We start from the raw sequence: 12,328 nt of genomic DNA, 5'->3' as shown, positions 1-12,328 counted from the left end.
CTCTTTGTAGAGTCGAGCCATGCTCGACTGCGGTGGAAAGACAGTCGAGCATGGCTCGACTCTACAAGGCGGGCACCGGACGCCCCCGTGCGACAATGGGCGCCCCCACGCTTTCCCGGGCCGCTCCGAGCGGCCCGCCGTCGTCCTGATGTCCAATCCCGCTTCCCGTATCGCCACCGCCTCCCCACGCATTGCGCTGGGGGGTATCGGCCTGGCCGCGATCGGCGCCATCGCTGCTTCCGGCAAGGCGATCATTGTCAAGCTCGGCCTGCGTCACGGCGTGGATGCCACCACGCTGCTTGCCCTGCGCATGCTGATGGCGCTGCCGCTGTTCGTACTGATGGCGCTGTGGGCCGCGCGTCGGGCCGAACCACTGTCCTGGGCCGACCGCGCCCGCGTGCTGTGGCTGGGTTTCACCGGCTACTACCTGTCCAGCCTGCTCGACTTCCAGGGCCTGCAGTACATCAGCGTGACGCTGGAACGGCTGATCCTGTACTTGAACCCGACCCTGGTGCTGCTGATCAACGTGCTGCTGGCGCGCCAGCGGCCGGGCCGATGGCAGATCGGTGCGCTGGTGCTGAGTTATCTGGGCGTGCTGCTGGCGTTCGGCCATGACCTGCAGCGCGAGGGTGGGCAGATCATCGTTGGCAGCCTGCTGGTGCTGGGCAGTGCGCTCAGCTATGCGCTGTACCTGTTCGGCAGCGGGCAGGTGGTCGCGCGTATCGGAGCGGTGCGGCTGACCGCTTACGCCAGCTGCGTGGCCAGCGTGCTGGTGCTGCTGCATTTCGCGGTGACCCATCCGCTGCCGTTGTTGTGGCAGGCGCCTGCGCCGGTGCAGTGGCTGTCGCTGGTCAATGCCACCGTGTGCACGGTGCTGCCAGTGCTGGCGATCATGCTGGCGGTGCAGCGCGTGGGTTCGTCGCTGGCCGCGCAGGTCGGTATGCTGGGCCCTGTTTCCACCATCGTGATGAGCCTATGGCTGCTCGACGAACCGATGGGGCCGGCGCAGATCGCCGGCACCGTGCTGGTGCTGATCGGCGTTCTGCTGGTAACCCGCCTGCGGCGCTGACGCCGGAGCAGGCGCGTGCGCGCATCCTGGCGGTGATCCGCGCGATCCCGGCGGGGCAGGTGATGGGCTATGGGCAGGTGGCGATGCGCGCGGGCCTGCCCGGGCGTGCACGCCTGACCGCGCGCATCCTGGGCCAGAACGACGACCCGGACCTGCCCTGGCATCGCGTGCTGCGCTCGGATGGGCGCATTGCCATGGAGGAAGGGTCGGCCGGCTGGCGCGAGCAGTCACAGCGGTTGCGCGCCGAGGGCGTGCGGGTGGAGAACGGCCGGGTGCGGATGCCGGCGGCTGATCCGGCGGCAGCACTGGATGCCGCTGTGTGGGGTCCGGGCTGAGCAACGCTGGCGACTGAACAGGCCGCGCCTGCCGGTCGCCAACAAGACACGGTGCTGCGGCTATGATGGAGGCCGTTCCATGCCGGTGCTCCCATGTTCCCGCGACTGCCTACCGTCACCAAGGCCCTGCTGATCGCCAATGCGATCCTGTTCCTGCTGCAGCAGCCGTTCCTGCTCGGCATGCAGACCTTCGAGCCGTTCATGCTGCAACCGTTGCAGCAGGGCTTCGACGCATTCTCGCCGGGCGGCAACTTCCAGCCTTGGCAGCTGCTGACCTACGGCTTCCTGCACGGCAGCTTCGGCCATCTGTTCTTCAACATGCTGGCGGTCTTCATGTTCGGCGCGCCGCTGGAGCAGACCTGGGGCGAGAAGCGCTTCCTGCTGTATTACCTGGTGTGCGTGGCCGGTGCCGGTGTCTGCCAGCTGCTGGTGGGTACGCTGCTGGAAAACCCGGCCACGGTGCTGGGTGCTTCCGGTGGCGTGTTCGGCCTGCTGCTGGCCTACGGCATGCTGTTCCCCAACCAGCGGGTGATGCTGCTGTTCCCGCCGATCCCGATGAAGGCACGGACCTTTGTGATCCTGTTCGGTGTGGGCGAGCTGGTGCTGGGCATGACCGGCTGGCAGCCCGGCGTGGCCCATTTCGCGCACCTGGGCGGCATGCTGTTCGGCTGGTTGCTGATCCGCTACTGGCGCGGGCAATCGCCGTTCAACAAGCGCCGCCCGCCCGGCCCACCGAAGCGCCCCAACCATCTGCGCAGCGTGAAGTGAGGCGCGATGCGCCTCGCTTCACGCGGGTAGGTGCCAACCTTGGTTGGCACGCCTTGAATGGGATCATTTGACGCTGTAGGTGCCGACCGTTGGTCGGCACGCCTTGTCCCACGCGGGTAGGTGCCAACCTTGGTTGGCGCGCTTTGAACGGGATCATTTGATGCTGTAGGTGCCGACCGTTGGTCGGCACGCTTTGCTGCCTCGTGCCAACCAAGGTTGGCACCTACCAACAGCAGATGATGCAGGCGACGGGGTACACGCGCCTCCACGATGGCGAGGCTCTACAGATCCTGCAACACCACCTGCGCGGCATTGTGCCCGGGCGCACCGGTCACACCGCCACCGGGATGGGTACCCGACCCACACAGATACAACCCCGGAAGGGCGCCGCGGTAGCCGGCCTGGCCGACCATCGGTCGAGCCGAGAACAACTGGTTGGCACTGAGCGCACCGTGGAAAATGTCGCCGCCGACCAGGCCGAAGGTGCGTTCCAGATCCAGCGGCGACAGCACCTGCCGACCGAGCACGCTGCCGGCAAAGCCGGGCGCATACCGTTCGACGGTGGCAATCATCAGGTCCGCCACAGTCTCACGGTGATCATCCCAGTGGCGCCCGTCGGGCAGTACCGGCGCCACGTGCTGGCAGAACAGGCTGGCCACATGCTGCCCGCGCGGCGCCAGTGAATCATCCAGCGTGCTCGGAATCAGCATCTCTACGATCGGTTCGCGCGACCAGCCTTCGCGGCGCGCATCCAGCCAGGCGCGGTCCATGTAGTCCAGGCTGGGGGCCATGATGATGCCGGCGCTGAGGTGATCGCCGGGGCCGGGCAGGGCACGGAAGTCCGGCAACCGCGACAGCGCCACGTTCATCCGGAAGGTGCCGGAACCGCAGCGCCAGTTCGTCATGCGTTCGCGTGTGGCAGCGGGTACTTGCGTCGGCTCCAGCAGCTGTTCGTACAGCAGCTTCGGATTGACGTTGGCCACCACCGCGCGTGCACGCAGGGTTTCGCCGTTGACCAGTTCCACCCCCACGACGCGGCCTTGTTCGGTCAGTACCTGTTGCACACCGGCATCCACGCGAAGTTCGGCCCCGGCCTCGCGCGCCGCGCTGGCGATGGCCTGGCTGATCGCGCCCATGCCGCCGATCGCGTGGCCCCACGCACCCTTTACGCCATTGCACTGGCCGAATACGTGGTGCAGCAGTACGTAGGCACTGCCCGCTGTATACGGGCTTGCGTAGTTGCCGACGATGCCATCAAAGCCGAACAGCGCCTTGATCGGCTCGCTCTCGAACCAACGGTCCAGGTACTCCGCCGCCGACAGCGTGAACAGGTCCAGCAGTTCCTGCCGCAGTGGCGCATCCAGCGCCGCCAGTTCGCGGCCGAGTTTCCCCATCTGCCATAGTGCGGGCAGCGCACGCCAACCGCCTGCTACACCCAGGTCGGGCGGCGCGCGCAGGGCCCATGCGCGCAGTACGTCGGCGAAGATTTCCAGGCGTGCCTCGTACGCGGGCAAGCGCTGCGCATCCCGCTCGGAGAACTTCGCCACTTCGGCCTGAGTGCGGCCAGGTGCCGACAACAGATAGCGGTCGTCGGGCAATGGCAGGAAGTTGTTGGCCGGGCGCGCGACGATGCGCAGCCCATGCGCATGCAGCTGCAGGTCGTCGATCACCTTCGGCTGCAGCAGCGAGACCGTGTACGAGGCGACTGAATTGCGGAAGTCGGGATGGAATTCCTCGGTGACTGCAGCGCCGCCAAGAACGCAGCGACGTTCCAGCACCAGCACCTTCTTTCCGGCACGTGCCAGATAGGCCGCGCAGACCAGGCCGTTGTGGCCACCGCCAACGATGATCGCATCCCAGGTCATCTGCACCTCGGAAAAAGGGGACGGAGGGGATTAAGTCGCAATTCGCATGGGGTCACCGGCAATGGGGAAAAAACGACTTAATCCCCTCCGTCCCCTTTTTTGATCGCTGCTTCGATGGTGGCGATGTCGATCTTCTTCATCGGCATCATCGCGTTGAATGCGCGCTTGGCCAGTGCCTTGTCCTGGCTGGTCACCGCTTCGATGAGCATGCGCGGGCTGATCTGCCAGGAGATGCCCCAGCGGTCCTTGCACCAGCCGCATTGGCTCTCCTGGCCACCGTTGCCGACGATCGCATTCCACAGGCGGTCGGTCTCGGCCTGGTCCTCGGTCTGGATCTGGAAGGAAAACGCTTCGCTGTGCTTGAACGCGGTGCCGCCGTTGAGGCCGACGCAGGGGATGCCGCAGACCGTGAATTCAACGGTCAGTACGTTGCCTTCCTTGCCGTCCGGATAGTCACCGGGGGCGTGATGCACGGCGGTCACCGCGCTGTCGGGCAGGATACTGGCGTAGAAGGTGGCGGCCTCGAGCGCGCCGTTGTCATACCAGACACAGATCGTGTTCTTGTGTGCCATGTCGGGGCTCCACGTTGGGCGAAGCCGCAGCGATAGCATGCGCGGTGTTAATCCGGGATCGTGCTGCACCTGCAAAAAAGGAGGGCGCCCGAAGGCGCCCTCAGCGTTACCCGTGTGGCAGCTGGATCAGCGCCAGACCTTGATCTGCTCGGCTTCACTGCGCTGCATCGGCTGGCCGGCCTTGCAGCTGAAGGTGGCGCCGAAGGCCGGCAGGTTGGCCAGCGTGCCGTTGCTGCGCCACAGGCCCGGTGCACGGATGTCGGCGGTCAGGCGACGTACGGCCTCGTTCGGCGCCAGCTGCTGCGCCCACAGCGCAGACCAGGCGCGGAAGAAGCCCTGCTGCTGGGCCTGCTTGGCCTTCGGCTCCTGCGCGACATACGCCGCCCAGGCCAGTTCCAGACCGGCGATGTCGGCCAGGTTCTCTTCCTGGGTGAGCGTGCCGTTGACCTTGGCACCCTTCACGCCCGGGAAGTCGTAGGCGCTGTACTGCGCGGCCACGCGGTTACCGAGCAGGGTCCAGGCGGTCTTGTCGGCCGGGGTCCACCAGCTGCGCAGCTCGCCCTTGGCGTCGACCAGCGCGCCCTTGGCATCGATCGCGCGGGTCAGCTCATGGCCGACCAGGCCACCGAAGCTGCCGAACTTGTCGGCGGCGTCGGCCTTGGCGTTGAACACCGGGCCCTGCAGGATCGCGGCGGTGACGATCAGGCGGTTCTGGGCCAGATCGTAGGCCAGCGAAGGCTGCTGCGGCAGCACGTCCCAGCGACGGTCGGCATTGCCCTTGCCGATGCGCTTCATTTCCTCGCGATGGCGCCAGGTCGAAGCAATCAGCATGTTGCCACCGAACGAACCGCGGCCCATCGGCTGCACGCTGTAGTCGAGGTCGCGCAGCGGGGTGCCGATCTCGATCTTCAGCGCAGCCAGCTTGGCCTGCGCTTCGGCCTTGGCTTCGGTGCTCATCCAGCTGCTGTTCTTGACCGCTTCGATCTGCACTTCGCGCACCTTGTCGACGATCCACGCCGCCTGGCGACGATCTTCGGCGGACAGGTAACGGGCAGCGTATTCGCGACCGACCATCGGGCCAGCGGCTACGTTGATCGCCTCCAGCACGTCTTCCCAGCGCTGCGGCGGCAGGGTTTCGCCACGCAGCACGCGGCCGCGGAATTCGAACTCGGCATCGCGGTAGGCCTTGGACAGGTACGGTGCCATCGAGTCGCCCACGCGCCAGCGCAGGTAGGCCTTCCACTGGTCCGGCTTGAGCTTGGTGACCATGCCGTCGAGCTGCTTGAACAGGCCCGGGTCGGCCAGCGAGACCAGGTCGTCATCCACGCCCTGTGCCTTCAGGAAGGCATCCAGCTGCAGGTTGCGGTAGCGGCTGTTGAGCTCCTTGGTGGAGATCGGCGCGTAGTTGTTGAACGGGTTGTTGATGCCGGCCAGCGACTGTGCATTGCGTGCCAGCTCGGTTTCCAGCGCGATCACCGCCTGCGACTCGGCATCCAGCTTGGCCGCCGGGGTGCCGGTCAGCGCCAGGATCTGCTTGACGTAGTTGCGGTAGCGGCCCATCAGCGCCACGGTGTCGGCGTCGGTGCGGGTATAGAACGCCGGATCCGGCAGGCCCATGCCGCCCTGCATGAAGTAGCCGATGTGACGGTCCAGCGCTTTCAGATCGACGTCGGGGCCGAAATTGAATGCCACCGGGATGCCGACCTGGTGCAGTGCGGCGATCGAGGCCGGCACATCCTTGGCCTTCTTGATGGCGTTGATGCGGGTCAGCAGCGGGGCGATCGGGTTGGAGCCGTCTGCTTCCACGGCCGCTTCGTCCAGGCCACTGGCCCAGAAGTCACCCAGCAGCTTCTGCACGTTGCCCTGCGGCGCCTTCATCGCTGCGTCGAGCAGTTCACGCTGCTGCTGGCGGCTGCGGTCGACCAGCTGGCCCAGCGCGGTGGTGGCGCCGGTCTGCGGCACCGGGTTGGCCTTCAGCCAGCCTGCATTGGTGGCGTCGTAGAAGTCGCTGCACTGGGCACTGACAGCCGGGGCACGCGCGGCCTTTTTCTTGGCGGCGAAGGCATCGTGGGTCGGGACCAGAGTCGCCAGGCTGATGCCCAGGGCGATGGCAAGCGGACGGAAATTGGGCATGTGGAACGAATCCGTGATGGATTGAGGGCGCGCGCACTATAGCAAGCCGCGCATGGGCGCGGCATGCACGCATCACGGCGCATCCGCCGGGTATGGCCCGGCGCTACCGGGTGTGTGGCATCGACACCGCATGCATGCATCACGGTGGCTCCGCCGTGCCGTGCGCCGACCAAGGTCGGCATCTGCCAATGGCGTGGGCCTGCACAGGCGCAGCAGATCCACGCCATGCGTGGATGACGGGCGCCGCAAAAAACAAAGGCCCGGGAGTTCCCGGGCCTCTGCAGGTCTACCTTGGCATCAGCCAGGGCTTACCAGATCACCACCTGCTGCTCGCCGGCGCGGTCCATCGGCGAACCGGCCTTGCACTGGAAGGCCGCGGCAAAGGTCGGCAGGTTCGACGGCGCACCCATGGCGCGGAACTGCGCCGGCGCGTGCGGGTCGGTGGCCAGGCGGACCTTGGCGTTTTCCGGGGTGTACTTGGTGCGCCACACGGTGGCCCAGTTGAAGAAGAAGCGCTGGTCGCGGGTGAATCCATCGACCTTTGCATCTTCCTTGCCGGCGGACGCCTTCTGCAGGGCGTCGTAGGCGGTAGCCAGGCCGCCCAGGTCGGCGATGTTCTCGCCCAGGGTCAGGTGACCGTTCACGGCCTGGCCGTCGACCTTGTACTGGTCGAACTGCTTGACCAGCTTGCCGGTCAAGCCTTCGAAGTTCTTCTTGTCAGCGGCGGTCCACCAGTCTTCCATGTTGCCGGTCGGCCCGAAGCGTGCACCCTGGTCGTCGTAACCGTGGGTCATTTCGTGGCCGATCACCGCACCGATGCCGCCATAGTTCAGTGCGTCGTCGGCCTTCGGATCGAAGAACGGCGGCTGCAGGATGGCGGCCGGGAACACGATCTCGTTCTGCAGCGGGTTGTAGTAAGCGTTGACCGTCTGCGGGGTCATGCCCCACTCGGTCTTGTCCACCGGCTTGCCGATCTTGGACAGGTTGAACTTGTAGTTGAACTCACTGGCTGCGCGCACATTGCCCAGGTAGCTGTCGCGCTGGGTCTGCAGGCCCGCCCAGTCACGCCACTTGTCCGGGTAACCGATCTTCGGAGTGAAGGTTTCCCACTTGGCGATGGCCTTGGCCTTGGTTTCATCGCTCATCCAGCTCAGGCCCTGGATGCGTTCCTTCAGCGAAGCGGCCAGGTTCTTCACCAGCTCTTCCATCTTCGCCTTGGCTTCCGGCGAGAAGGCAACCTTCACGTACAGCTGGCCGAAGGCTTCACCGGCGTCGTTCTCGATGGTGCCCAGCACGCGCTTCCAGCGCGGCTTCTGTTCCTTCTGGCCGTTGAGGGTCTTGCCGTAGAACTCGTAGTTCTCCTGCACGAAGGCATCGGCCAGGTACGGCGAGGCGCTGTCCACGGTGTGGAAGCGCAGGTAGGCGCGCCACACCGACGGATCGGTATCGCCCAGCGCCTTGCTCACTTCCTCATGGAAGGCCGGCATGGCCAGCGAGAACTTCTCCGGCGCGGCTACGCCCTGCGACTTGAAGAACTCGGTCCAGCTGAAGTTCGGGGTCAGCTTGTCAGCGTCGGCCAGGGTGACCGGGTTGTAGTACAGCTCGACGTTGCGCGACAGCTCCACGCGCGACTTGGAGGCCTTGGCCAGGCGGGTCTCGAACTTGACCACGTCCTCGGCCTGCTTGGCAGCGTCGGCAGCGGCGACGCCGGACAGCTCCAGCACCTTGGCGACGTGCGCCTGGTAGGCCTTCAGCTTGTCGGCGTTCTTGGCATCGGTGTAGTAGGTGCTGTCCGGCAGGCCCAGGCCGCCCTGGCTGGCGTAGGCCAGGTTGACGGCCGAGTTCTTGAAGTCGGCTTCGGCGCCGAAGCCGAACAGGACGTTGTCACCCTTGGCCGCGCTGCTGCGCAGGTAGTCGGCGATGGCCGCCTTGTCCTGCAGGCCGTCGATCGCGGTGAGGTCGGCCTTCAGCGGCTCGATGCCCTGGGCATTGATCTTGGCTTCGTCCATGCCGGTGGCCCACAGGTCGCCGACGATCTTCTCGATATGGTTCGGGTTCTTGACCTGCGCGACCTGTTCAGCCAACTGGTGCTGCACGGCTACCGAACGCTCGTCGAGGATGGTGAACGCGCCCCAGCTGGTGCGGTCGCCCGGAATTTCATTGGCGGCCAGCCACTTGCTGTTCACGTAGTCGCCGAAGGCGCCACAGGCGTCCTTGCTGGCATCCAGATCGCTGGGCTGGAAGGCGTTGTAGGCCGGCAGCTTGCTCTCGTCCAGCGTGTAGTTGGTGGCTTCGGCCGCGGCCGGCGTGGAGGCGGTGGCATCCTTGGCCGGGGTTTCGTTCTTGCCGCAGCCGACCAGCGCGGCCGAAACGGCCAGGGTCAGCAGCACGATCTTGGGAGTACGGGTCACTTTGATGGCCTCCAGGCCGAGTGAGTCAGGGAAGGGCCGCGGGGACGGCCGTGGGCCGAACAATACGCCGCCGGCCTGCCCTGCAAGGGTGTCGAAGGTCATGGCCGGGCGCAAGGGGGCCGCTTCGTGGGCCGGAAAAGACAGACCCGGCAAAAGCCGGGTCTGTCGGGGTACTGCGATAAGGCGTGGATCAGAACTTGTACTTCAGACGCACGAACGGGGTGCGGCCGTAGTAGTCGTACTGGGTGGCGAAGGCCGGTACGTTGCCGTAGCGGGAATCGGCGACACCGATGGAAACCAACGGCGGGGTCTTGTTGAAGATGTTGCTGACGCCCACCAGGATTTCCCAATCGGCCTGCGCGTAGCTGACCGAAGCGGTGTGGTAGATGCGCGAGTCGGCCACGATGTCACGATAGGAGTTCGGACGACCCTGGTAGGTGAACACCGGGCTCAGATCGATGTCTTCGGTCTTGTGGATGTAGGTGGTCAGCCAGTTGTACGACCAGTCACCACGGGTCAGGCTCAGCGCCAGGTTGCCCACCACCTTCGGACGGCCGATGTCACCCAGCAGCTCCGAGGATTCCAGGCCGCTCGCAGCTGCGCTGGAGAACACTTCCTGGGTGTCTTCGATCGTGTAGGTGACCTGGGTCTCGGCCGAGAACTTGCCGAACGAGAAATCGTGGTCGAAGTTTGCGGTCAGGTCGTAGCCACGGGTGCGCTGCTTGTTGATGTTGATGAACTTGTTCTGGATCTGGGTCACCGCATACGGCTGGGTAGCACTGGCCGGATTGCGGGTCAGCAGATCGCAGTAGCTGTTCGGGTACACCGTGCCGCCGTAGCAGCCACGCATGACGTTGGTGCTGCCCAACTGCGCGATTTCATTGCTCACTTCGTAGTCGAAGTAATCGATGGCCACGCTCAGGTTGGCGAAGGTCGGGGTGAACACGATACCGGCGGTCTTCGCACGCGAAGTTTCCGGAATCAGCGAATTACCACCGCCCTGGCGGTACACCGTGCCGCTGCTGCCGCCGCCGGCATAGTCGGCCGGGATACCTGCGGCCGCACAGTTGGCCTGGTAATTGGTATTGGAGCTTTCACCCCAGCGTACGCACGGATCGTTCGCCTGCTGGAAGAAACCAGTCTCGTTGCCAAGGTACAGCTCGTACAGGCCCGGCGCGCGGTAGGAGGTGCCGATCGAACCGCGCAGACGCAGCGACGGAATGACCTGCCAGTTCAGGCCGACCTTCCAGACATTGTCCGAATCGGCAACGTTGTCGTACTTGAACACGCGACCCGAGGCGTTCAGGCTCAGCGATTCCACCGCCGGCAGGCCCTTCAGCAGTGGCACGTCGAACTCGACGAAGGCTTCCTTGACCTTGTCGTTGCCCTTGGTCACATCAGCCGAGGACGAGCCCCAGATGTCGCCAGTGCGGGACAGTTCGCTCGGCTGGTCGTTGAGCGAGTAATAGCGGTATTCCAGGCCGCCCGCAAAACCGACCGCACCGGCCGGCATCTCGAACAGGTCGCCGCTGACGATGGCGTTGATGGTAGCCTGCTTGTAAGTGGTCTTGCCCCAGTCCCACGCACCGAGCTTGTCGACCAGCTCGTCGACCTTGCGGCCGCTCAGGTAGTCCGGGTCGAAGTAGTTCACCGCCGGCGGCGCGTCGGTGTAGTCCAGGTCGCCGCTCTTGGAGGCCTGGATGGCCAGATTGCCGTACTTGCCACTGGAGTGGCTGAAGTTCGCGTTGACTTCCCACGCCCAGGTGTCGGTGCCCTTGAACAGGCCGTCAAGCTTGGTGGCGGCGTAGAAGTAATCGACGGTGACATCCTGCTGGGACTTGAACAGCATCACCGGGTTGGCGACGATCTCGGTACCCGGGATGTAGGCATACGGGAAGAACTGGCGCCAGGAGAACGTCTCGGTTTCGCGACGGTTGAACAGGAACTGGGTCTTCCAGTTGACCGAATCGAAGCCGAAGTCGGTGGCCACGTAGGCGGTCTTCCGCTCCTGCTTGTTGATGATGTGGCCCTGGCCCCAGCGCGCGAAGTTCACCGGCTCATCGAAGAAGGCCTGGCCGCGCGCGTAGCTCTGGGTCTTGCGCGGGCGGTAGCCCGGCAGCGGGCCGACAGTGGTGCCATCACCCGACGGCACATAGCGGGTGCTGCCGATGTCGACCACGTTGTGCAGCATGTTGACGCAGTTGGCCAGCGGCGTACCGGCATTGAGCGAACGATCTTCGCGGTCGATGCGGTTGCCGTCGGCGTCCTTGACCAGGTCGTTGCTGCAGTTGAGGAAGTCGCGGTCGCCACGGGTCAGCTCGTTGTGCTGATACCACTCGACGGCAGCGATGATGCTGCCCTTCTCGAAGTTCCAGCCATTGGCCAGCGACGCCGAGAACACTTCACCGCCGCCTTCGGTCGGGACGCGGCCGGTAACGGTCAGCTCCGGGCGCTCGATGTTCTTCTTGGTGATCAGGTTGACCACACCGGCCACGGCGTCGGAACCATAGATCGAGGACGAACCGTCCTTCACGATCTCGGCACGCTGCAGGATGGCGGTGGGAATGACGTTCAGGTCGAAGGCGCCGACGGCGCCACGGGTACCGGCCGGGCCGGGGCGCTGGCCATCGAGCAGCACCAGGGTGCGGTTGGCGCCCAGGCCGCGAAGCGACACGGTCTGTACGCCGGTGCCGCCGTCCACGACGAAGCCGCCGAACTGGTGGGTGATCTGGGTTTCGGCCGAACCGATGGCCGACTTCTGCAGGAACTCGGCCACGTTGACCTGGCCCTGCTTCGCGTTGGTTTCGGCGTTGATGGTGAACACCGGCGAAGTGGTCTCGTAGTCCGCACGGCGGATCAGGGAGCCGGTGACTGTGACCTTGTCAAGATCGGTTGCGCGGGTGGAAGTGCTTGAGCTGCTTGACGCCTTTGCTTCCTGCTGGGTGGATTCCTGGGCCAGAGCCGGTGCGACCTGCAGGCAGGCCAGCACAGCAAGAGTCAACGGGACGCGGCTTGGCTTAGATTGGCGGTTGGCGTTGCGCATTTCGGTTTGATCCCCACTTGTTATGCTTCGGTTAATGGAGTGTATGAGTCGCGTAAAGTAAATGCAACATGAATATTAAAATCTCTTAACTTGCTGTTGTTATAGGGAAATTCAGTATTTGGGGCATGAAAA

General features: G+C 65.0%; 8 protein-coding genes. 3 read left to right on the top strand and 5 right to left on the bottom strand.

Annotated features, from left to right (window positions below; all coding sequences use genetic code 11):
• Window positions 1-148 precede the first annotated feature (148 nt).
• From V3B64_RS10420 to V3B64_RS10410, 3 genes are all read left to right on the top strand, one after another.
• Window positions 149-1,069 (top strand): DMT family transporter, encoded by a 921-nt coding sequence (locus V3B64_RS10420; RefSeq protein WP_049423794.1) that lies wholly within the window; start codon window positions 149-151, stop codon window positions 1,067-1,069.
• On the top strand, window positions 1,066-1,404 hold the full coding sequence (locus tag V3B64_RS10415) for an MGMT family protein (protein ID WP_258015697.1): 339 nt from the start codon (window positions 1,066-1,068) through the stop codon (window positions 1,402-1,404). The genes V3B64_RS10420 and V3B64_RS10415 overlap by 4 nt, the downstream gene beginning before the upstream one ends.
• A gap of 93 nt (window positions 1,405-1,497) precedes the next feature.
• Window positions 1,498-2,172: a rhomboid family intramembrane serine protease gene (locus V3B64_RS10410; RefSeq protein WP_032128229.1), complete on the top strand. Its 675-nt coding sequence runs from the start codon at window positions 1,498-1,500 to the stop codon at window positions 2,170-2,172.
• Window positions 2,173-2,453: 281 nt separating this feature from the next.
• Here the strand turns inward: V3B64_RS10410 and V3B64_RS10405 are convergent, their stop codons facing one another.
• The 5 genes from V3B64_RS10405 to V3B64_RS10385 form a co-directional block, all read right to left on the bottom strand.
• Window positions 2,454-4,037: an NAD(P)/FAD-dependent oxidoreductase gene (locus V3B64_RS10405; RefSeq protein WP_329914101.1), complete on the bottom strand. Its 1,584-nt coding sequence runs from the start codon at window positions 4,035-4,037 to the stop codon at window positions 2,454-2,456.
• Window positions 4,038-4,114: 77 nt separating this feature from the next.
• Window positions 4,115-4,609 (bottom strand): VOC family protein, encoded by a 495-nt coding sequence (locus V3B64_RS10400; protein WP_032128230.1) that lies wholly within the window; start codon window positions 4,607-4,609, stop codon window positions 4,115-4,117.
• A gap of 126 nt (window positions 4,610-4,735) precedes the next feature.
• Window positions 4,736-6,742, bottom strand: coding sequence for a M13 family metallopeptidase (locus V3B64_RS10395; RefSeq protein ID WP_049460715.1), 2,007 nt, complete (start codon window positions 6,740-6,742; stop codon window positions 4,736-4,738).
• A gap of 308 nt (window positions 6,743-7,050) precedes the next feature.
• Complete coding sequence (locus V3B64_RS10390; protein ID WP_329914100.1) at window positions 7,051-9,153, bottom strand: M13-type metalloendopeptidase; 2,103 nt, start codon at window positions 9,151-9,153, stop codon at window positions 7,051-7,053.
• Between the two features lie 190 nt (window positions 9,154-9,343).
• Window positions 9,344-12,196, bottom strand: coding sequence for a TonB-dependent receptor (locus V3B64_RS10385; RefSeq protein ID WP_121504576.1), 2,853 nt, complete (start codon window positions 12,194-12,196; stop codon window positions 9,344-9,346).
• Between the last annotated feature and the right edge of the window lie 132 nt (window positions 12,197-12,328).

The sequence above is a fragment of the Stenotrophomonas sp. SMYL86 genome, from assembly GCF_036320025.1.
GTDB lineage: Bacteria > Pseudomonadota > Gammaproteobacteria > Xanthomonadales > Xanthomonadaceae > Stenotrophomonas > Stenotrophomonas maltophilia_A.
The sequence above is the reverse complement of the archived record's forward strand: the minus strand, read 5'-3'. Positions and strand labels throughout refer to the sequence as shown.

Excerpts from the sequence above, each read along its gene's own strand:
- V3B64_RS10395 (WP_049460715.1), bottom strand. The coding sequence starts at position 6,742 with ATGCCCAATTTCCGTCCGCTTGCCATCGCCCTGGGCATCAGCCTGGCG.
- V3B64_RS10410 (WP_032128229.1), top strand. The coding sequence starts at position 1,498 with ATGTTCCCGCGACTGCCTACCGTCACCAAGGCCCTGCTGATCGCCAAT.
- V3B64_RS10400 (WP_032128230.1), bottom strand. The coding sequence starts at position 4,609 with ATGGCACACAAGAACACGATCTGTGTCTGGTATGACAACGGCGCGCTC.
- V3B64_RS10385 (WP_121504576.1), bottom strand. The coding sequence starts at position 12,196 with ATGCGCAACGCCAACCGCCAATCTAAGCCAAGCCGCGTCCCGTTGACT.
- V3B64_RS10420 (WP_049423794.1), top strand. The coding sequence starts at position 149 with ATGTCCAATCCCGCTTCCCGTATCGCCACCGCCTCCCCACGCATTGCG.
- V3B64_RS10405 (WP_329914101.1), bottom strand. The coding sequence starts at position 4,037 with ATGACCTGGGATGCGATCATCGTTGGCGGTGGCCACAACGGCCTGGTC.